This window comes from Zhaonella formicivorans, from assembly GCF_004353525.1.
Classification (GTDB): Bacteria; Bacillota; DUOV01; order DUOV01; family Zhaonellaceae; genus Zhaonella; species Zhaonella formicivorans.
Genome location: NZ_CP085524.1, coordinates 1,605,378 through 1,627,225 on the forward strand (window position 1 = coordinate 1,605,378; position 21,848 = coordinate 1,627,225).

The following is a 21,848-nucleotide window of genomic DNA, read 5'->3' on the forward strand; positions in this document are numbered from 1 at the left end:
GTTCCCCTTCCTGATGTTTATACTCTTTCCGACTGGATCTGCAGTTTAGAACTTCAACTTTGTCACAGCATGTCCTCAATTAACAAAGTTTTACTTAAGGAAGTCCCCATTCAAAGTAATTATAAAGTAACGCAATCATAGGTAGCAAGGGAAAGATCTGCTAACATCCCACCCTTAAATTAACCCGCGTTCTTTGAAGCTAACGTAAATACCATTGCCAATAACCAAATGATCTAAAATTTCAATGCCAATAATTTTTCCGGCTTCCAAAAGCCGCTTAGTAACTTCTACATCCTCCCGGCTAGGGGTCGGATCGCCGCTGGGGTGGTTATGAGCTAAAATTAACGCAGCCGCACTCTTTTTAATTGCTTGTTTAAACAGCTCCCTGGGATGCACGATAGAAGAATTCAAACTGCCAATGGAGATTGTCTCTGTTCCTAAGACATGATTCTTGGTGTTCAAAAGGATGGCTCTAAAATGCTCCCTATCTAGAAAACGCATTTCATCCATTAATAAATTAGCTGCCGAAGCGGGGGACTCTACAGTAAACCGTTGTTCACCTTTATAGGCGGCCAACCGTTTGCCCAGTTCAACCGCAGCTTTAATCTGAGCCGCTTTGGCTAAACCTACACCCTGAATCCCTACCAGTTCTTCCAGAGCGGCATCTGCTAAAAATTGCAGCCCTTCTTTCTCTTTCAGGATCCGGCTGGCCAGATCCAATGCCGACTCTTTCCGGCTGCCCGTCCTTAAAAGGATTGCTAGCAGTTCAGAATTGCTTAAGCTATGGGGGCCGGCCTTAAGCATGCGTTCCCTGGGCCGCAGTTCCTCCGGCATTTCTTTGATGGTTAAACGATATTCCATATTCCCTCTCCCGAAGCGTTTCCCAATTATATTAAAATACATTAAAGCCGAAATCTTTTAACATTAAGTACAGCCTGGTTAAGGGCAAGCCTACCACGTTGTAATAACATCCTTCAATCCTTTCCACCAACAGCGCCCCTAACCCTTGAATACCGTAAGCTCCTGCCTTGTCCAAGTATTCTTTTGTCTCCACATATCCTCTTATTTCCTGCTCTGTTAACTCTCTGAACTTCACTTCAGTAATTTCATGGCCCAAACGCCGTTCCTTTGTAGCGGCATCGATTAGTGCCACACCGGTAATTACCCGGTGTTTTTGACCGCTTAAAAGTGTTAACATCTGTACAGCTTCTTTTTTAGACTGTGGTTTGCCTAAAATTGTTCCGCCCAAAACCACAATTGTATCCGCACCCAGCACCAGACCGCCGTCAATTTGCCCGGCCACTTCTTCTGCTTTTTTTAAGGCCAGCTTTTCTGCTAGTATCACCGGATCATCGCCTTCCAGTTTTTCTTCTGCCTGGCTTACGATGATCTCGAATTCCAAACCAATCTGCTTGAGCAGCTCTTTGCGCCTGGGTGACTGGGAAGCGAGGATCAGTCTCATAAGTATTTCCCTCCGTCAGCTGTCAGCCATCAGCCTTCAGCCATTAGCTGCAATTTACTTAATTATTATTAGCTGATAGCTGAAGGCTAGCATTCATATTTACATGCATGATAAGAAAAACAACGCCTTTTAGGCTAAAAGACGTTGATGTGCAGCTTCATTCCTTTGTTTTCTTCATTCCGAGGTTAAAAGTCAGGATCTCCAGGTTGACAGAAAGATCCACATTGCGGAGTTCCACATCTTTAGGAACTGTTAAGACCCTGGGAGCAAAGTTTAGAATTGCTTTCAGGTTCGCTTGCACCAGCGTATTTGCCACTTCCTGCGCCACATCTGCAGGAACGGCAATAATGCCAATTTGCGCATCTTCTGCTTCTACTACTTCCGGTATGCGGCCCATGGGGAATACTTCTACCCCATTTAACTTGTAGCCAATCTTACTGGGATCGTTGTCAAAAATACCGACTATTTTAAAACCCCGCTGCCTAAAACCCCCATACATGGAAAGGGCTGTTCCCAGGTTACCGGCACCGACAATTATTACCGGCCACTCGTAATTTAAGCCTAGAATCTTGATAATATGCCTGTGCAAGTCTTTAACATTATATCCCACTCCGCGTGTACCGAACTCTCCAAAGTAAGCCAGGTCTTTGCGGACCTGAGCAGAACTTACTCCAACTCCTTCAGCAATTTCATTGGAGGAAATAGTGACAACGCCTTTGCGGTCAACTTCTGATAAGTATCTGGAGTAAACAGAGAGCCTGATTATCGTCGCTTCTGGTATTTTGAGACTTTTCAAAAGTATAGCCTCCTTACAAGGATACTGCCAGCGTAATTTATAATTAATTACTACTAATTATAATATAAATAGTCAGAATTTCAAAGCAATACTTTAGTACAAGCTTATTTATTGCTTAATAAAAAGGCTCTTGCCTCAGCAACCATGTAAATGGACCCTGTAATGCACAACAGATCGTCGGGCCCTGTTAGACTCAAGCCCTTCTCTACCGCTGCTGCAATATCTTCCACTAAATAGACATTTGATGTATACTTTTTAGCCATTTGGGCCATGTCCTGCCACTGTCCCACTCTGGGACTATTTGGTTTGGTAACAATAATGCTGTCGGCCAGCGGCGCCAGGAGTGCCAACACTTTTTCCCTCTCCTTGTCAGCCAGCATGCCGATGACTAAGACCAGCCGTTTAAACGTGAAGACATTTTGTAAAGCTTCCTGCAAAGTCCGTGCGCCATCCAGGTTATGGGCGGCATCGATTAGAACAGCCGGATCTTTTTGGAATAGTTCCAGGCGTGCCGGCCAGGAAGTCAAAGCTAAGCCTTTCCTAATATGCTCAGGAGCAATCTCAATTCCAAAGTGAGCTAAGGATTCTATAGCGGCAACTGCTGTCGCTCCATTGACTGCCTGGTGAGAGCCGACCAAAGGAGTAAACAAGTCATTGTAATCCTGTTTAAGCCCTTTAACTGAAAAGCAAGTTCCCGCCGGGGTAACGTTTTTAACCTCATAGGCAATGTCGCGCCCCACATGTACTAATTCCACGCCTTTTTCCTTACAAACACCTTCAATAACTTTAAGCACTTCGGGACGATCTGCCGCAGTAACCGCCCGGACACCCCTTTTAATTATCCCCGCTTTCACCCTGGCAATCTCGGTAAGGGTATTACCCAGGTAGTCCATGTGGTCCATGCCTACATTGGTAATCACCGCTACCAAAGGCTGTACTACGTTAGTAGAATCGATGGCCCCTCCCAAACCGACCTCCAACACGCAGTAATCAACCTGCTCCCGGTAAAAATAAAGTAAAGCCAGCGCAGTATTCACTTCAAATTCGGTCGGGTGTTCGTAACCGGCCGCAACCATTTCCTCCAAAAGAGGCTTTAAGGTAGTTAACAGTTCCGCAATCCTTTCCGGGGGAATCTGCTTGCCGTTAATTTGTACCCGTTCCGTATAGGAATGCAGGTGGGGCGAAGTAAAAAGCCCCACCCTGTAACCTGCTTGCTGCAGAATGCTGGTCACCATAGCTGAAGTTGAGCCTTTGCCGTTTGTCCCCCCGATATGAATTACTTTTAATTTCTGCTCAGGGTTGCCAAGCATCTCCATTAATTTTTGAATCCTGAACAACCCAGGATTCCAGCCGAATTTAGTCAGCTGCTTAAGGTAGTCCAAAGCTTCTTGGTAATTCATTTCTCACACCTTTTCTAAAGACTAAACTGCCTGTCTCTGCTAAGCCTCTCTTTTAAACATGGCCAGCCTTGCTTCCAGTGCTTTTTTCTTGACCAGCATTTCCCTCTGCTTTTCCTGTTCTTTGGCAATGACTTCCTGAGGCGCTTTGCTTAAAAATCCTTGGTTATTGAGCTTACCGGCCAGCCGCTCCAGTTCTTTACGGGTAGCTGCCAGCTCTTTTTCCAGGCGCGCGATTTCCAGCTCGAGATCAATTAATCCTTCCAAAGGCAGGTAAATTTCCAAATCACCGACTATTGCTGTAGCAGCTTTGGCTAACTTTTGCTCCAAACGGGCACAAAGTTTAATTGGCTCCGCATTGGCCAGTTGGGCCAGATATTTCTGACCGGTTTCCATAACTTTATAGTCTGCTTCACTTTTAGCGGCAATAATTACTTCTGCTTTTTTACCTGGCGGAACGTTCATCTCTGCCCGGATATTCCTGATAGCCCTAATGGCTTCCATAAGGAGATCCATCTGGCTCTCCGCTTCCGGGAAAATCAAGCTTTTATCTTCAACCGGCCAGGAGGAAAGCATGATTGTTTTCCCTTCATGAGGCAGATGCTGCCATATTTCTTCGGTGATGAACGGCATAAAGGGATGCAGCAGTTTTAAAGTATTGCTTAAAACATGATGCAAAACATGCTGGGCCGTATATTTGCTGATGGAAGTTTCTTTCCCGTAAAGTCTTGGTTTTACCAGCTCGATATACCAGTCACAGAACTGGTTCCAGATGAAATCATAGATTGTTCGGGCCGCTTCGCCCAGTTCGTATCTTTCCAGATACTGTGTTACCTCCCGCACCGTCTGATTATACTTGGATAAAATCCAGCGGTCGGCCAACATATATTCCGGCTTGGAGCTTCCCGGTTCATAATCTGCCAGGTTCATCAACACAAACCGTGAAGCATTCCAGATCTTGTTGGTAAAGTTTCTGGTGCCTTCCAGCCGTTCAAAATGGAAACGCAGGTCATTACCAGGCGTGTTGCCGGTCACCAGCATAAAGCGGAGGGTATCGGCACCGTACTGTTCAATTACCTCAATAGGGTCTACCCCGTTGCCCAAAGACTTGCTCATCTTCCTGCCCTGGGAATCAAGCACCAGACCGTGGATGAACACTTCCCGGAAAGGCACTTCCTGCATGAATTCCAATGCTGTAAAGATCATCCTGGCTACCCAGAAAAAGATAATATCACGTCCGGTAACCAGCACCGAAGTGGGGTAAAAATGCTCCAGTTCCGGAGTCTTTTCCGGCCAACCCAAAGTGGAGAACGGCCAGAGCCCTGAACTGAACCAGGTATCCAAAACATCAGGGTCCTGCTCAAGTTTCCCGCTGCCGCATTCCGGGCATACTTCCGGGTCTGTTGAAGTGCAGATCATCTTCCCGCAGTCCTGACAGTACCACACGGGGATCCTATGTCCCCACCAGAGCTGGCGGGAAATGCACCAATCCCGGATATTCTCCAGCCAGCCAAGGTAAATCTTGGTAAACCTTTCGGGTACAAATTTTATCCTACCTTCGACTACAGCTTTAATGGCGGGTTCAGCCAGGGGCTTCATTTTCACAAACCACTGACTGGAAACCAAAGGTTCAATTACAGTGTCGCAGCGGTAGCAGTGACCTACAGCATGAGTATGCTCTTCTATTTCAATGAGATACCCCGCTTCTTCCAAGTCTTTGACAATTTGTTTGCGGCATTCATAGCGGTCCATGCCCTCGTACTTTCCGGCTTCAGCGGTCATTTTACCCTGCTTGTCGATTACCACAACCTGGGGCAGGTCATGGCGCAAGGCCATTTCAAAGTCGTTCGGGTCATGAGCCGGCGTAATTTTTACCGCCCCGGAACCAAAAGAAGGATCCACGTAGCTGTCGGCGATAATGGGAATCTCCCGCCCAACGATAGGGAGGATAACAGTCTTTCCTACCAGCTTAGTATAGCGTTCATCATCGGGATGAACCGCTACCGCCGTATCGCCCAGCATAGTTTCCGGGCGGGTTGTGGCCACTACAATATATGCCTCTTCACCTTTCACCGGGTATTTCAAATGCCACAGGTGTCCGGGCTGCTCCTGGTGTTCTACCTCGATATCGGAAATAGTGGTCTGGCATTTGGGACACCAGTTGATGATGTAGTTACCCCGGTAGATCAAACCTTTTTCAAAAAGCCGGACAAATACTTCCCTGACCGCCCTGGAGCAGCCTTCATCCATGGTAAAACGCTCCCTGTCCCAGTCACAGGAAGAGCCTAACAAGCGGAGCTGTTTGCTGATCCGCCCATGGTATTCATGCTTCCACTCCCAGACCTTCTCCAGAAACTTTTCCCTTCCCAGGTCATATTTGCTGATGCCGTCCTGGGCCAGGTGCTCTTCTACCCGGGCCTGGGTAGCAATTCCCGCATGGTCTGTGCCCGGCACCCACAGGGCATTGTAGCCCTGCATGCGCCGCCAGCGGATCAGGATATCCTGGAGGGTATTATCAATAGCATGTCCCAGGTGTAAGGCGCCGGTCACATTAGGCGGCGGCATCACAATGGTAAAAGGCTTTTTGTCCCGCTCTACCTCCGCATGAAAAAAACCGTTATCTTCCCAAAACTTATACCATTTTTCCTCCACTTCTTTAGGATTGTACGTCGAGGGAATGTTAACTTGTGAGCTCATCTATAAACCTCCCCTTTACATGAATGTAAGACAACAGTTGCTGGTTGTTCGACCGCGTCCTTAATCGTTAGTCCTAAGTGGTTAGCACCAGCCCACGGTCCAGCCCTAATAGCTAATTGCTAATAACTATTAGCTGATGGCTGACGGCTAACAAAAAATTCCCTCGCCTGTTAAGGACGAAGGAACTCCGCGGTACCACCTTATTTCCGCTTACTCGACCCGCCGGGAAAGACGGCTTGTAAAGCAAGCGCACTTAGGTTGCTGTAACGGGCAAACCCGGAAAACTTACTGACTTTCAGTTTACCGCTCCAGGGCGACATTCTTCCCAACCGGCCTGGGGAACTTCCAGCCAAGGTTCCCCTCTCTTTAAGGCAGCCTGGGAGTACTCCTCCCCTTCATCAACAGTACCCTATTAAACTAAGATTAATATTAGCCATATTATTACCGGCTGTCAAGATTGTTACACACTGGCTGCAAAAAACTGTCGAAAAAGACGTCAACCGACCTGTTCAATTTCCAGACAACCCAAATATTCCTGAATAGGATTAACTGTTATCTGGCTTTGTGACTGCCTTAACTCTGCCAAAAGCCGAACAACCGCTTTGGCAGTATCCAAGGAAGTTAAACAGGTTACGCCGTACTCCGCAGCAGTCCTGCGGATCCGGAATCCTAAACGGGAGGGATCTTTACCCTGGGTCAGGGTATTTAGAACAATATCAAAATGCTTTTCCCGCAGAAGTTTTAGCAGCTCTGTTTCTCTGCTTTGCTCATCGCCTGTTTCCAGCACTGTCAAACCTGCTTGCCGCAGCACCTTAGCAGTTCCGGGAGTAGCATAGATTGTGTAGCCAAGCTGCGCCAGTTCTTGTAACAACGGCAAAGATTCTCTCTTATCCCGTTCAGCAATGGCAGCAAGGACCTTCCCCCTCTGCGGTAAATCATATCCCGCTGCTACCAATCCCTTATATAAAGCCCCGGATAAACTATAGTCTATTCCCATAACCTCTCCGGTGGACTTCATTTCCGGCCCAAGAGAAACATCGGTTTGCTGCAGCTTAGCCAGCGAGAATACGGGAACTTTAACGGCAAAATGAGCTGCCGGGGGATATAAACCCGTCCCATAGCCTTGGTCCTTGAGCCTTTCACCTAAAATTACTTTGGTTGCAATAGCCGTTAAAGGGATCCCTGTCACCTTACTCAGGAAAGGGACAGTCCTACTGGAACGAGGATTTACTTCCAGCACAAACACCTCATCACCTTGTACTATAAACTGGATATTAAACAGCCCCTTAACAGCCAGCGCCTTAGCCAGCAGTTTGGTATATTCTATAATCCTGCTTACGGCTTTGTGACTCAAATCAAAGGCCGGGTATACCGCAATGCTGTCCCCTGAATGAACTCCGGGCCTTTCAATATGCTGCATGATTCCGGGGATTAACACTTCCTCGCAGTCCGAGACGGCATCCACCTCTACTTCGGTTCCTGAGAAATATTTGTCGATCAATACGGGGCAGTCTTGGGATAATTCCAGGGCCTCTGTCAAATAGTGCAGCAGTTCTTCCTGGTTGTATACAATCTCCATTCCCCTGCCCCCTATAACATAAGAGGGCCGGACCATTACAGGATACCCCAGGTTTGCTGCAATTTGCACTGCTTCTTCCGGGCTTGCAGCTCCTGAGCCGGGGGGTTTGGGAATCCCTAGGTCTGTTAACAGCCGGTCAAACTTATCCCTGTCCTCCGCCAAATCTATTGCCTCCAAAGTAGTACCTAAAATGGGCACCCCCCAAGCAGCCAACCCTTTTGCTAAATTAATGGCTGTTTGTCCCCCGAACTGCACAATCACCCCTTCGGGCTGCTCTTTATCTAAAATATGCATTACATCTTCCACAGTCAACGGTTCGAAGTAAAGTTTGTCAGCTATATCAAAATCAGTGCTCACTGTTTCGGGATTATTATTAACAGCTATGGCTGTAATGCCAGCTTCTTTCAAAGCCCGGGTACATTCCACTGCCCCGTAATCAAACTCTATGCCCTGACCGATACGGATTGGTCCGGAACCAAGCACCGCAATTTTCCGTCCGGGTTTCAACTCAACCTCGTCTTGCCAATCGTAGGTAGAGTAATAATATGGGGTTAAAGCAGCAAATTCAGCAGCGCACGTATCCACCATCTTATAAACCGGACAAATGCCTTGTTCTTTCCTAAACTCCCTAACGGCTTTTTCTGATACCCCCAAAAGTTCAGCCACCCGGGTATCGCTAATACCAAGTACCTTAGCTTTTTGTACCTGTTCTTTGTTTAAAACGCCACGATTGCCTTGCAGTTCTTGCTCCTGAACTGCGATCTTATGCATTTTGGCCAAAAAGAAAAGATCTATTTTTGTTAATTCAGCTACTTCGAGCACATTTAATCCCCGGTGAAAAGCCTCAAAAATATAAAAGATACGCAAATCACTGGCCAGCCGCAGTTGTTCCTGGATTTCCTGCAATGAAGCCTGTTTAATCTTCCACAGGTGTTGGCTGCCGTTGCTTAATTCCAGTCCCCGCAATCCTTTGAGTAATGCCCTTTCAAAAGTCCGGTCTATAGCCATCGCCTCTCCAGTGGCCTTCATCTGAGTCCCTAAAGTCCTTTCTCCCCGCAGTTTATCAAAGGGAAAACGCGGTATCTTTACTACAACATAGTCCAAAGCAGGTTCAAAGCATGAAGTTGTACCGGTAATTTTATTTTGAATTTGGTCCAGAGTATAACCCACGGCAATTTTGGCTGCAACCCTGGCAATAGGATAACCTGTCGCTTTGGACGCCAAAGCGCTGGAACGGCTTACCCTGGGGTTGACTTCAATTACATAGTAGCTTAAACTCTGAGGGTCCAGGGCAAACTGGACATTACATCCCCCCTCAATCTTTAAAGCCCTGATAATCTTTAAAGCTGCGGCGCGCAACATTTGGTGTTCCACGTCTGACAAGGTTTGTACCGGAGCTACCACAATACTGTCACCGGTATGGATGCCAACGGGGTCAACGTTTTCCATGCTGCAGACAGCCAGGCAGTTATCATTTCCGTCCCTGATTACTTCATATTCTATTTCCTTCCATCCTACCACAGAACGCTCTATCAATACCTGTCCAACCGGACTGGCCTTGAGCCCCCGGAAAGCAATGGTCTTTACTTCTTCTTCACTGGTAGCTATGCCGCCTCCTGTGCCACCTAATGTATAAGCAGGACGGATAATCACCGGATAACCTATAGATCGGGCGTATTTTACCGCTTCTTCTTCAGTTTTGGCGATAAAGCTTTCCAGAACAGGTTCGCCGATTGACTCCATGCACTTTTTAAACAGCTCCCGGTCTTCTGATTGTTCTATTGCTTCCAAAGGAGTACCCAGCAGTTGCACACCATAATTCTTTAAAACTCCTTTGCGGTCCAGTTCCGAGGCTAAATTTAATCCGATCTGACCTCCCATGGTAGGTAGTATTCCTTGCGGCCGCTCTTTTGCGATGATGCGGGTTAGAAATTCCGCAGTCAGTGGTTCAAAATAGATACGATGGGCCATATCCGCCTCAGTCATGATGGTAGCAGGGTTGCTGTTAGCCAGTACTATTTCCAGCCCTTCCTCCATCAGTGCCCGGCAAGCCTGGGTCCCGGCGTAATCGAATTCAGCGCCCTGGCCGATTACAATAGGCCCGGAACCGATTACCAGCACCTTGAGCATTTCTTTTTTTGGCATTTCCCCTCTCCCCCTTTTGCGCCAAGATTGGCTAAACTTTTATAGCTCGCAAGAACCTATCTATATTCCACAGAGCGACTAACGACTACGGCTAACGACTCATTTAACTAGCCGGCAACCTGCTGTATAGCACGACGAAGCTTAACTGCGTCAAGGAATTGGCGGAAAATATACTCGCTGTCCTGCGGTCCCGGGGCCCCTTCAGGATGAAACTGGACTGAAAAAACAGGCAATTTGCGATGCCTGATGCCTTCCACAGTACCGTCAAATAAGCTGATATGAGATATTTCAGTTTCATCACCGGGCAAGGAATTGGCTTCCAAAGCATAGCCATGGTTTTGGGCCGTCATAAACACTCTTCCTGTTTTCAAATCTTTCACCGGGTGATTGCCACCCCTGTGGCCGAAAGGCAGCTTATATGTTTTACCCCCTAAAGTTAAACCTAACAATTGATGTCCTAAGCAAACCCCTAAAACCGGTACTTTTTCCAGCACTGCTGAAACAGTCTTGGTAACATGACGGATGTTTTCAGGGTCACCGGGCCCATTGGATAAGATAATTCCATCGGGACGATAATCCATTATTTGCTCGGCCGGGGCGTCAAATGGCACAACAATTAGTTTGCAACCGTTTTTTTGGAACCAGCGTAAAATGTTTTGTTTAACGCCGAAATCCATAACTACCATTTTTAGCGGACCGCCGGGTAAGACATAGGGTTTTGCCGTCGACACCTTGGCAACCGGGCAGTTTTCCCCCGGCGCCAGGTTATGAAGCTGGAGCAGCAATTCCTCCGGACTATAATCCCCTGCTGCCACTATGCCCCTTAAAGTACCATGGCGACGCAGATGCAATGTTAAAGCTCTGGTATCGACCCCTTGCAAGCCAATCACTTGCTGGTCAACTAAAAACTCTTCCAATTTGCCGTAAGCCCGCCAGTTATTTGGTTCGGTACAAAGTTGATGAACAACAAACCCGTTGGCATAGGAGCATACCGCCTCCATGTCCTCCCGGTTTACACCGTAATTACCGATGAGAGCATATGTCATCACCACAATCTGGCCGCAATAGGAAGGGTCGGTCAAGATCTGCTGATAGCCGGTCATGGAAGTATTAAAAACAACTTCACCTGCTTTTTTACCCTCATATCCAAAGCCCTTACCTTGAAATACAGTTCCGTCTTCCAGCACCAAAAGCCCAATCACGTTTTACACCACCTTTATTTGACGTGTTACAAACAGAGACCAAAAAAAGCCTCCTTGCGCGTACAGCAAGAAGGCCTAAAAAAGCATTGTTTTTAAGCTTTTTCACCTCCTTACTAGCCTCGCGGGACTAGAGTTAAAGGAGCAACATATTACAGCTAGATTAGCACTGTATACAACTAGCCATGTTGTTCATTTGTTGTTATATATACTAAACCAAAGTTTCAAAGAAAGCAATAGTTATTTTAGCTCATTGTTTATTTGAGGCGCTAAATTTTGCCTGAGTGCTTTTCTTTTTCTTCCGTTTGGCCCTGGCCACATTAACTCCGCAAGCCCCGGCCATACCGGCCAGCAAGCTTCCGGGAAAAACTGCTAATATGAATTCCGACAAAGATATGGCCTTAGGAAGGAGTGTTATGGAGAATACAATGCTCAAAAGGCAAATCGTAAAACCAACAGCTCCCCCACTAAAAGCTCCTCTTTTACCGTTCAAATACCCTGCCAAAAAACTTCCCGCCAAAAGACTCCCCGTAGTTACGTAACCCATGTATGAGGATAGATAGACAAAGCCAGCCCCACTAAAAACAGCAGCAGCTAACCCCAAAGCCACAAAAAGTATGCTGCCGGTTATACTTAAAGCCAATCCTCCCAGCACGGCTTTTATTGTTCTCATCAGAGCCACCCCCAAGCAAAATTTTGGCTGCAGCCTAATTACCATATGATACGCAGAAAAAATACTTTTTATAACCGCTCATTCTTGACGCTGCGCCAATTTGCATGGAAAATGGATCCAAGAGTAATTGCCAAGGAAGTGATTATAAATGAAGTTTTCCACGCAGAGCAAAGCTGATTTGCTGCTAATCGGAGTTACTGCTGTCTGGGGGTTAACCTTTGTGGTAGTCAAAAACGCTTTGGCTGATATCACTCCCTTTTATTTTAACGCCGTGCGCTTTGCCATTGCCTTTATGTTTTTAGTGATGTTTTGTTTCAAAAATAAGGAACTATTTTCGCGGGAGATGATGCTGAAGGGCTTCCTGCTGGGGCTGTTTCTATTTGGCGGCTACAGCTTGCAAACCATTGGTTTAAACTATACCACCGCCTCCAACTCAGGCTTTATCACCGGCCTGACAGTAGTGATTGTACCGCTGCTCATGATCGTCCTTGAACGGCAACTGCCCTCGGGCTATGCCGTTTTAGGAGCAGCTTGTGCTGCCATCGGCCTGGCCCTGCTTTCCCTGGAAAGTAACCTGAGTCTCAACATAGGCGATTTGTTGACGTTGGGGTGTGCCCTCTGTTTTGCCTTGCATATAGTACTGGTGGGACGCTATGCCAACAGTTTCCCTACCCTGCCTTTTGTGACGGTGCAGGTCGGAGCGGTAGCACTATCCAGCGGACTGGTTGGCTGGTGGCAGGAGCCTGTTCCCGGCTCCTTCACTTTTGAGGTATGGCTGGCTCTCCTAATCACAGCGATTCCGGCCACTTCCCTTGCCTACCTAATTCAAAACTGGGCCCAGAGATTCACCACCCCCACCAGGACAGCTATAATCTTTGCCTTGGAACCTGTCTTTAGCATGCTTTTTGCCTTTTTACTCTTAAAGGAATTTTTTACGGGCAGGGACTTGGCCGGAGCGGCGCTGATGCTTTCAGGGATGCTTTTAGCGGAGCTAAAAGGTCACTCAGATTTGTCAACATTTGACTCAGCTTAATTCCTTGTTGGCTTGGGATAATATAGCTGATTTTTGCTACTAATTTTGACTTACAAGGTAGGGGATTTCCCAAAGGTTGGCGAATTTTTTCCATATCAAATTAAACAGCTGACATAGGAGGCTCTTTCATGAGTAATATTCAGATTATTACCGATAGTACCAATGATTTGACTCCCGGAATGCTTGCAGAGATGAATGTGGCTATCGTGCCTCTCTACGTCACCTTTAGGGACAGGGACTACAAAGACGGGGTCGACATTACTCCCCAAGAACTTTTCCGGCTGGTTAAGGAAAAAGGTTTCCTGCCTAAAACTGCGGCTCCTTCACCGGGAGATTTCACAGAAGTTTTTAAGACGTATGTCGAACAAGGGAAAGACGTTCTCTATATTGGTATTTCATCGCAAATATCCGCAACAATACGAAACGCACTATTGGCAGCTCAGGAATTTCCTAAAGGGAGAATAGAAATCGTGGACTCTCTAAACCTTTCTTCCGGTATTGGAAGCTTGGTCAGACTAGCCTGGATTATGAATCAAAAAGGTGTTAGCCTGGGCAAACTGGCGGAGAAGGTACGAAATCTGGTTCCGAAAGTACAGGTATCCTTTGTAATAGATACTCTTGAGTACCTTTACAAGGGCGGACGCTGTAACGCTCTTCAGCGATTTATGGGTAGCCTATTTCATATTCACCCCATTGTACAAGTTACAGAAGGAAAGATGATCCTTGCTGAAAATATCAGGGGGAAAATGAGAAAAGCTGTAGACATAATGTTAGAAAAAACTATTGAGGACAAAGATAACATTGGGTATGATACTATCATCATTACGGGTTCAGAAGGTAGTGAAGAAGAGGCAAAATATTTAAAATCCAAGCTTTTGGAACATACCGGAATCGAAAACATATATTTAACCCAAGCAGGCTGTGTTATTTCTTCCCATTGTGGTCCCAGGACAATTGGAATAATATATGTGCGCAAATAATAGCCGTGTAGAGCAAAGTTTGACCGGGGATTTCTTCCCAGCACCCCCGGTCAAACTGTTAAGATATGCCAAAGCCCCCGAATATTCGGGGGCTTGCTTTACGCTTGTCTTGTCTTTTCGACTAAAGATTTGCTGAAAGTAATTACCGGATACAAGACTGCAATTGCAATAGTATTAAGCACAGTGGCCGGAAGAACTACCGTGGTAAATAAGATACTGAACGGCGCCGGCAAACCCACAATACTTAGTGCGCTTAATAAGAATACTGTGCCGCTAAATGCGGTACCTATAAGGGACAGAATATAGCAAATATAGGGATTAGGAATACGATCCTTTAACAAAGTTACAATGCCAAAAGCGAATAATGAAGTCAACGGTTTGTCAATTATATTTGGTATCTGACCTCCGGGAAAACCTGTTGTCAATGCCGCCAAAAGCCCGGCAATTACACCTGCTGTCAACACAACTCTGATGTTTGGCTTTAAAACGATGATAATGAAAAGCATGGCTAAAGCAACATCAGGTTTCATGCCAGCCCCGTAGGCAGGCATTATAATTCTAAGTACCGTTCCTACCGCCAAAAGCAGCGCAATCAGGGTCATGTCTCTTAAACTCATCTCATCTCACCTCATTATATTTTTTTAAAACTCTACTGCACTGTGCTACACTATGCTCTCCTCAAGAGACCCCTCCTTCTGCTTGCAATCTTGTGTAATATGGAAATGATACTATAATAAATAAATTTTGTAAAGCTACTTTTTATAAAAATGATGTTATCAAACCAATGATATTACCGCAGCATGAGGGATCACCCAACAGTTTTCCAGCTGCGAAGCAGTTACATCTATCATAGCTTCATCTAATGTCCTACAAGGCTGCATCCCCATTGCCCTAACTTTATCTTCAGGTAATGTGGATATAAGTTTGATATTTGCCTTAGTTGCCCATAGGCTGTTTAAATATCCAATAAACCTGGCAATGCTAAACTCCCGCCGCAAGATTGCAATTTTTTCCCCTTGAGACAGTCCACTATAAGCAAACCGGTAGTAATCATCGTCCCCTATGCCTTCCCGGCATTCGGCAAGAAAAATAACAGTCCCGCCTTCTTCCACTGCCAACATAGCATTTAAAAGTCCCTTAGCCGCTTGATATAAATTTATATCTTTTGGAAACCCGCCGGCGGACGCTATAACCAGCGGACGCCTTTCCGGGTTTTTTATCCCAAAACACCGAGCTGCAAAATCACATCCAGCCCGGTGGGCCTTGTCCCAGTGCCCGGCAAAAACTCCGGCGGGTAGCCCCTTTTCATTTAGCACTACATTTAAAAGAAATGTGGGCTTAATTAAAGCAGCAGCTTCGAGCATATCCTCAGCTATAGGATTTCCTTGTAGCAATCCCTGGGCTACGTTGAAACCGGCCTCCAAAACAAGGCTATGGTTGGCCTGAATAGATTCACTAGAAGCAATTCCAGGCAGGATACTCTTCCTCCCACCGCTAAAACCGGCCAGGAAATGGAAGTTGATTCCTCCGGTTAGAATTACATGGTCGGAATTAACAGCTAGCCGGTTCAGCTTAACCGGTGTACCCCTGCTGGTAGTTCCCAGATATATATGTTCCGCCGGCTCACCTGCTATATTGTTTCTTATGGTTAGTCGGGAAACCAGATCACTGCCAAGGAGTCTTCGTAATTCCTCCTCCGTTACAGGACGATGGGTCCCCGTGGCAATCAAAACAGTAATATCCCGGTCAGGTATGCCTGCGTCATTAAGATATTCCACCAAAACCGGCATATACTCCTCGCTTTTGACTCGCCTGGTAATGTCATTTACTATAATAACTACCTTTTGACCGGGTAAAATCAACTCTTTTAAAGGGGGAGAAGCTATGGGGTCAGATAATGCCTGGCGAACGGCCTCACCAAAATCTGCTAACCCTGGTACCGGAGATGCCTGTATTATATTCCGGGCAGCGCCGGAAGGCAGAGACAAACAAAAATCCTCTGTATTCTCCCCACAGCTTAAACTAATTCTCAACTCGCTCACTGCTCATCTCTCCTCCGCTATTTTTAGTACATTATATACCATTCACTGTTGCCCGGCAATTTTAATTTCTACTATAGCTTCGGACCAAACTTAAAACCTCACCATTCAATATTCAATATCTGACCCTAAAATGCGCAGTTCCTTTGCCCGCATAGATGTATCCTGTTTGCAGAGGTTGCTGGCTTTCAGCTAAAAAACAAAAAGCACCGGCTATAAGCCGTTGCTTCCGTATTTCCTGTAAGTTCACCTATTATCTCACTCAGTTCCTTCAGAATATAATTAGGTTGATGCACAAAAAACAAATATTTTCCTAGGTATTCCCCCAAGGGCATAAAAACCTATGCAATTTGTCAAGTATAAAGTATAGTACATATCCCATGGTTCCCATGGCAATTATGCCTGCAAACATTTCTTGGTACGCCAGGCGAGATAAAGCATCCATAATAAAATACCCAATACCTGTCCGGGTGGCATAGGTTTCTGCCAGAAACAGTACCGCTATAGCTGTACCCAGTCCAATCCGCAGTGAAGTAAGGATTTCTGGGAGGCAGCCCGGTAAAAATACGTGACGGTAGAGTTCCCAAGAATTAGCCCCCAGTGACTGTACGGACAGAATATAAGCTTGTTCAAGATTTTTCGCCGAGTCTCGAGTTACAACCAAGATCTGATAGAAGACTATAAGGTAAATAAGGACAATTTTAGAGATATTACCTATGCCAAGCAAAATAAATATTACAGGCATAAAGACCACTTTAGGTATGGGATAGGTCAGGTAAATGACAGGAGCCAAAATTTCGTCCCAGCGGGAATTCTTCCCCAGGAACAAACCTAAAGGCACTGCGGTAATAAATGCTAAAGCGAGACTTGTTACAACTCTTAACAAGCTGACACCCAGATGCATAGCAAGGTCCTTTTGTAAAGCGTTGAAAAAGGAAAAAAATGCCTCTTGCGGGGGCGGCAGCACGGCTTTATTCACTAACTCTGCCACGAGCCACCAAGCAAACAGCAGCAGTAAAACAGTTCCTACGCGGCTTTGTTTAGCAATATTCACTAATCTGTTCATTCCTCTTTCTCCCTTTTAAAAGTGAGCGCAAGTAACTGCAGAGCTGATAAAATTCCTTCTTACCTCTTAAACCTCTGTCCCCCGCTAATTTGTTGTCTATTTTTGCAATCACAGTCCCCGGCGACGCAGACATGACAAATATGCGCTGCCCTAAAAATACAGCTTCCTCTATGCTGTGAGTCACCAAGATAATACTCATTCCCGTGTTTTCCCAAAGCCTTAACAAGAAATCCTGCAGTTCTTCCCTTGTTAAAGCATCTAAAGAAGAAAAAGGTTCATCCATGAGTAAAAGCTCCGGTTTAAGAGCCAGGGCTCGGGCAATAGCCACTCTCTGGCGCTGACCGCCGCTTAACTGAGAAGGGAACCTGTCCCTTAAATCCATTAAGCTAAACCTCTGCAGAATTTCATTTACAGTCTTTTGGATTTCTGCTTTTGGCAATTTCCGCACCTTCAGACCCAAAGCTACATTAGACCATACTGTTTTCCATGGCAGCAAGCCATAATCCTGAAGAATTAAGGCGGTCCCCATGTTATAACCAGGAAATTTTCCGTTAATTAAAACTTGCCCCTCATATTCTGTTTTTAGCCCTGCCAAAACGTGAAGCAAAGTACTTTTCCCACAACCGGAAGGACCGATAATAACCCCTGTTTGCCCTTGCTCCAAGATTAGGTCTACACCTTCCAGGGCCGTCACCCTTTGTCTTTGGCGGATATATTCAACTTTTAAATTATTGATTTCTATGTATTTTCCTGTTTCAAACGGCATTAGAAACACCTAATAAAGCCCTGTTTCTACCATATCGTCAAAAGTAATTTCCTTTTGCAACAGACCTTTTGAGGTAAGCCACATAAGTACGTCCTCCACCACCTCTTCCTCGGGAAGCTGCGGCTCAGGGAAGTGAGGCATTTGGTATATGTCTTTAATTGGCTCCGGAATCCTAGCCTCTTCTACCAACAGCTGCCGGTACTTTTCCGGGGAAGAGTTTAATTCGGCCACCGCCCGGGAATAAGCTGTGAAAAACCGCCGCATCACTTCACCTTTTTCTTGCAAAGCATTATTTGTCATAACCAGGACCACCTGTGAAAGGTTTGTTGCAGTATCTGCCGCAATAATTTTCGCCCCTTTGAATTCCGCAAATGTAGCCAAAGGGTCCGGCAGGGTAGCAGCGTCCAGCTGTCCATTTAAAAGCATTTCTAAACGTACAGGGATTTTAGGGACCGCAATTTTTTGTATTTCCTCTGGGGCAATTCCTGCTTGTTTGAGCAGGCCATCAGTTACGTATTCAATAATTGAGTTTTGCGAAATGCCTATGGTTTTGCCCTTTAGGTCAGCAAGTTTTTCAAAGCCCTTTCCTGGGGCTGCCAGGATGGCAAAGCGTCCTTCCTGGGGTGATGCGCCCAATGTCAAAGTGGTTATTTTAATATCCAGTCCTGAATCCCTTAAAAGGGCTGCCGCCACCACGTCTGTTACAACGCCGTGCAACTCACCTGATTGCAAAGCGCTGTCCCTTTCCACCGCACTTTGAAAAGGCACCAATTCCACTTGCAGTCCCTGCTCGGCAAAATATCCCTTCTGCTCCGCAAGAACCAGCGGCAATCCATCTTCTACGGGAAGAAGCCCGATTTTTAAAACGCTGTTTTCGGCTTTTTTCTGTGTAACCTTGTCCTGTCCGCATCCCACAGCTAAAACAGCCAGCAAAATGAGAGCAGGCAGTAACCACAATTTTTTTCTCACTTGTTTCTCCTCCTTTTCAATTAGCTAAGTAAGTCAAGCAGCGTGAAAACAAAAACTATCATACTTATTAAGCCGTTAACATTGAAAAAAGCCACGTTGATCCTGGAAAAATCCCGGGGAGAAATCAATAAGTGTTCATAGCAGAGCAATCCTGCCGCCATGATAATCCCTACAAGATATAAAAAACCGAGCGGGAGTAGTTTGTAGATCATGACCAAAAAAAGCACCGATAAGCTGTGCAGACCTCTTGACCACCACAGGGCGGCATTAATGCCGTAATCAGCCGGAATGGAATGGACGCCGTACGAGCGGTCAAAGTCAATGTCCTGGATGGCGTAAATTATGTCAAAACCAGCCACCCAAGACCCTACAGTAGCAGACAGCAGTAACGCCGCCAAACTGCTTTGCTGCCGTACAGCGATCCATCCGCCCAGGGGAGCAAAAGCAATAGCCAGCCCAAGGACCAGATGACAGTAAGGTGTAAAACGTTTTGTATAAGAATAACAAATCAGGATGAAAACCAGTAAAGGCAGATAGATCATATGCCTGGGGCTCAACTGCCAGATTGCCATGCCCAACGCCCCAAAACCGGCAAGAGAAAAAATTAGTACTTGTCGGGGGGAAATTAGGCCTCGCGGGAGATGCCTGTCGGCCGTCCGCGGGTTTTTGGCATCTATTACCCTGTCGATCAGCCGGTTAAAGCCCATAGCAGCACTGCGAGCCCCTACCATGGCTATCGTAATCCAGGCAAATTTCCAAAACCCCGGAAAACCTCCCGCAGCCAAAAAAGAACCTGTATAAGCGAAAGGAAGGGCAAAAATGCTGTGTTCAAACTTGACCAGTTCGGCAAAAGTCTTAGTCTGTTTTAAAACCATATTCCTTCCACCTTCTGTCAACAAGTTCCTCAATTGCTTGAGGCATTTTTACCTCCTCTGGCCACACCCTGTTATATCCTTCTGAGCTCCATTTTCTTGTGGCATCAATCCCAACCTTGCTGCCGTAGTTCGGCAAAGGTGCGGCATGATCAAGGGCATCAACGGGCCCTTCCGTAAAAACAAAATCCCGTTTAGGGTCAATTGAGTTGAATATCCTCCATGCTGCCAGTGGCACATCCTGAACATTCACGTCATCATCTACAACGATAATCGTTTTCGTAAACATCATCTGCCCCATACCCCAGAGGGCATTGATCACTTTTTTAGCATGACCCGGGTATTCTTTTTTAATGGAAACAATAGCGCAATTATGAAAAACTCCTGCAAAGGGAAGATGCATATCTACAATTTCCGGCAACTGCAGCCTCAAAAGGGGTAAAAAGATCCTTTCGGTAGCCTTGCCAAGATAGCAGTCTTCCATAGGGGGTATCCCTACTACAGTGGCAGGATAAACCGGATTGCGGCGCCTGGTAAGGCAGTTCAGGTGAAATACAGGATAGGCGTCGACCGGCGAATAGTAACCTGTATGGTCACCAAAGGGTCCTTCTGTTCTTGTTTCCGACAGATCTACGTAACCCTCCAACACAAACTCACTTTCCGCCGGAACTTTTAAATCAACAGTTTTGCATTGCACCATTTCCACAGGAGCCTGCCTTAAAAAACCGGCAAAAACCATTTCGTCTATATTTCCGGGAAGAGGGGCAGTTGCGGCGTAAATAGTAGCCGGGTCACCTCCTAAAGCTACTGCCACTTCCATAATTTCCTTACCCTTTTCCAGTGACTTTTTAAAATGCTTGGCCCCGTCTTTGTGCACATGCCAGTGCATTCCGGTTGTAATCCCATCGTAAATCTGCATGCGATACATTCCTGCATTCTGCTGCCCGGTAACAGGATCTTTTGTAAAAACCAAAGGTAGGGTGATAAATTTTCCTCCGTCTTTTGGCCAGCACTTTAAAACAGGAAGTGTTACCAAAGAAGGGTTTTCTTCCACCACTTCCTGACAGGGAGCAGACCTAACCGTTTTTGGCAAAAAAGATGACCATTCCATCAACTTGGGGAATGTTCTCAACTTACCCAACAGGTTATCCGGTCGCGGCACATTAAACAGCATTTCAATTCTTCGGCCTATTTCATCCAGATCATCAACACCCAGGGCCAAAGCCATTCTTTCCAGACTGCCAAAGGTATTGGTGACTACCGGATAGCGGGACCCCTTTACATTTTCAAAAAACAAAGCAGGGCCGTTGTTTTTGCTGACGCGATCAGTTATAGCAGCAATTTCCAGTTCCGGATCTACCGGGGCAGAAATTTTCTGCAACCAGCCCCTTTTGTCCAGAACCGCGATAAAATCCTGTAAATTTTTATAGACCATCAGCCATACCCTCCATTTAAATAAATCATACTATTTCGCCTTTTACCCCCAGTCCCTGGAAATTGTATTGCATTAGTATTTGAAAAGCTTTTTGTAAATCCGCAGGTTCTCCTTTTCTTAGCCAGCTGATTACAACCTGGTGGAACGTACCTACAAATGCTGTTGCGCTTACGAACGTATCTTGGGGGGGTAGCAAATTTGCACCGACTGCCTCATCCAGGTCTTGCTTGGTAAGTTTGATTAGTTCATCTTCCAATTCAGTCAGTATATTGTTTAGTAAGTTATTAACAGTCGGTAACTGCACCAGCAGAATTTTGGCAAGTTTCTTTTCCTTGACGAACAATTTTGCGCATACTTCCATTGAAGCTTTTAATTTATCTAAAACTCCTGTATGCTTACTCCTTTCGAAACGAATGGCATCAAGCAGTTCGTTATATACTTCGTCAACCAGGGAATTAAAAAGGGCTTCTTTATTGCGAAAATAAAGATAAAAAGTACCTGCTGCAATTCCCGCCTTCTGGGCAATAGACTTCACAGAGGCCTCATGATAGCTCTTTTCTGCCAGAACTTGCCTCGCCGCTTCCAGAATGGCTTTTTCCCTGTTATCAAGCTTTTTTTTAACCTTCGGTGTTTTTCGGTAAACCATTGCCTTCCCGCCAAAAAATGAATAATGGTTCATTTTTTAATTGAATTTTATGGTATCATATGGCAAAAGTCAAGATAACATTGAAAATTGTTTT

The 21,848-nt window shown here is 45.9% G+C and carries 18 protein-coding genes and 1 other annotated feature; of the genes, 2 read left to right on the forward strand and 16 right to left on the reverse strand.

The features are described 5' to 3' along the window. Positions 1–174: 174 nt before the first annotated feature. The 8 genes from radC to EYS13_RS08030 form a co-directional block, all read right to left on the reverse strand. Positions 175–861, reverse strand: coding sequence for a RadC family protein (gene radC / locus EYS13_RS07995; RefSeq protein ID WP_227767645.1), 687 nt, complete (start codon positions 859–861; stop codon positions 175–177). A 31-nt stretch (positions 862–892) separates the two neighbouring features. Further along, complete coding sequence (locus EYS13_RS08000) at positions 893–1,462, reverse strand: Maf family protein (RefSeq protein WP_227767646.1); 570 nt, start codon at positions 1,460–1,462, stop codon at positions 893–895. 157 nt (positions 1,463–1,619) lie between these two features. Beyond that, positions 1,620–2,258, reverse strand: coding sequence for a redox-sensing transcriptional repressor Rex (locus EYS13_RS08005; RefSeq protein ID WP_227767648.1), 639 nt, complete (start codon positions 2,256–2,258; stop codon positions 1,620–1,622). Positions 2,259–2,362: 104 nt separating this feature from the next. Beyond that, on the reverse strand, positions 2,363–3,658 hold the full coding sequence (locus EYS13_RS08010) for a bifunctional folylpolyglutamate synthase/dihydrofolate synthase (RefSeq protein ID WP_227767651.1): 1,296 nt from the start codon (positions 3,656–3,658) through the stop codon (positions 2,363–2,365). Between the two features lie 39 nt (positions 3,659–3,697). After that, complete coding sequence (locus tag EYS13_RS08015; RefSeq protein WP_227767653.1) at positions 3,698–6,352, reverse strand: valine--tRNA ligase; 2,655 nt, start codon at positions 6,350–6,352, stop codon at positions 3,698–3,700. Positions 6,353–6,521: 169 nt separating this feature from the next. After that, positions 6,522–6,760 (reverse strand) — a binding site (T-box leader). Between the two features lie 88 nt (positions 6,761–6,848). Next, positions 6,849–10,076, reverse strand: a complete 3,228-nt coding sequence (gene carB / locus EYS13_RS08020; RefSeq protein ID WP_227767654.1) for a carbamoyl-phosphate synthase large subunit — start codon at positions 10,074–10,076, stop codon at positions 6,849–6,851. Positions 10,077–10,183: 107 nt separating this feature from the next. Then, positions 10,184–11,278: a glutamine-hydrolyzing carbamoyl-phosphate synthase small subunit gene (gene carA, locus EYS13_RS08025; RefSeq protein ID WP_227767656.1), complete on the reverse strand. Its 1,095-nt coding sequence runs from the start codon at positions 11,276–11,278 to the stop codon at positions 10,184–10,186. A 247-nt stretch (positions 11,279–11,525) separates the two neighbouring features. Continuing rightward, on the reverse strand, positions 11,526–11,948 hold the full coding sequence (locus tag EYS13_RS08030) for a hypothetical protein (RefSeq protein ID WP_227767658.1): 423 nt from the start codon (positions 11,946–11,948) through the stop codon (positions 11,526–11,528). Positions 11,949–12,096: 148 nt separating this feature from the next. Between EYS13_RS08030 and EYS13_RS08035 the strand changes: the two genes are divergently transcribed. Together EYS13_RS08035 and EYS13_RS08040 are read left to right on the forward strand one after the other, a co-directional pair. Further along, positions 12,097–12,981 (forward strand): DMT family transporter, encoded by an 885-nt coding sequence (locus EYS13_RS08035; protein WP_227767660.1) that lies wholly within the window; start codon positions 12,097–12,099, stop codon positions 12,979–12,981. A 128-nt stretch (positions 12,982–13,109) separates the two neighbouring features. After that, a complete protein-coding gene (locus tag EYS13_RS08040; RefSeq protein ID WP_227767662.1) occupies positions 13,110–13,961 on the forward strand; it encodes a DegV family protein in 852 nt (283 codons plus the stop codon). 98 nt (positions 13,962–14,059) lie between these two features. Here EYS13_RS08040 and EYS13_RS08045 read toward each other — a convergent pair whose 3' ends face one another. From EYS13_RS08045 to EYS13_RS08080, 8 genes are all read right to left on the reverse strand, one after another. Further along, positions 14,060–14,578, reverse strand: a complete 519-nt coding sequence (locus EYS13_RS08045) for a tryptophan transporter (protein ID WP_227767665.1) — start codon at positions 14,576–14,578, stop codon at positions 14,060–14,062. Positions 14,579–14,737: 159 nt separating this feature from the next. Then, positions 14,738–16,003 carry a nickel-dependent lactate racemase family protein gene (locus tag EYS13_RS08050; protein WP_227767666.1) on the reverse strand — a complete coding sequence of 422 codons (1,266 nt, stop codon included), beginning with the start codon at positions 16,001–16,003 and terminating at the stop codon, positions 14,738–14,740. A gap of 310 nt (positions 16,004–16,313) precedes the next feature. Further along, positions 16,314–17,066 carry an ABC transporter permease gene (locus EYS13_RS08055; RefSeq protein WP_227767668.1) on the reverse strand — a complete coding sequence of 251 codons (753 nt, stop codon included), beginning with the start codon at positions 17,064–17,066 and terminating at the stop codon, positions 16,314–16,316. Then, on the reverse strand, positions 17,041–17,832 hold the full coding sequence (locus EYS13_RS08060; RefSeq protein WP_227767670.1) for an ABC transporter ATP-binding protein: 792 nt from the start codon (positions 17,830–17,832) through the stop codon (positions 17,041–17,043). The genes EYS13_RS08055 and EYS13_RS08060 overlap by 26 nt, the downstream gene beginning before the upstream one ends. Before the next feature lie 9 nt (positions 17,833–17,841). Next, positions 17,842–18,801 (reverse strand): MetQ/NlpA family ABC transporter substrate-binding protein, encoded by a 960-nt coding sequence (locus EYS13_RS08065; RefSeq protein WP_227767673.1) that lies wholly within the window; start codon positions 18,799–18,801, stop codon positions 17,842–17,844. 20 nt (positions 18,802–18,821) lie between these two features. Beyond that, positions 18,822–19,676: a UbiA-like polyprenyltransferase gene (locus tag EYS13_RS08070; RefSeq protein ID WP_227767675.1), complete on the reverse strand. Its 855-nt coding sequence runs from the start codon at positions 19,674–19,676 to the stop codon at positions 18,822–18,824. Then, positions 19,657–21,108, reverse strand: a complete 1,452-nt coding sequence (locus EYS13_RS08075) for a menaquinone biosynthesis decarboxylase (RefSeq protein ID WP_227767677.1) — start codon at positions 21,106–21,108, stop codon at positions 19,657–19,659. The genes EYS13_RS08070 and EYS13_RS08075 overlap by 20 nt, the downstream gene beginning before the upstream one ends. A 25-nt stretch (positions 21,109–21,133) precedes the next feature. Next, entirely contained in the window at positions 21,134–21,754 is a 621-nt protein-coding gene (locus EYS13_RS08080; protein ID WP_227767679.1) for a TetR/AcrR family transcriptional regulator, read from the reverse strand. Between the last annotated feature and the right edge of the window lie 94 nt (positions 21,755–21,848).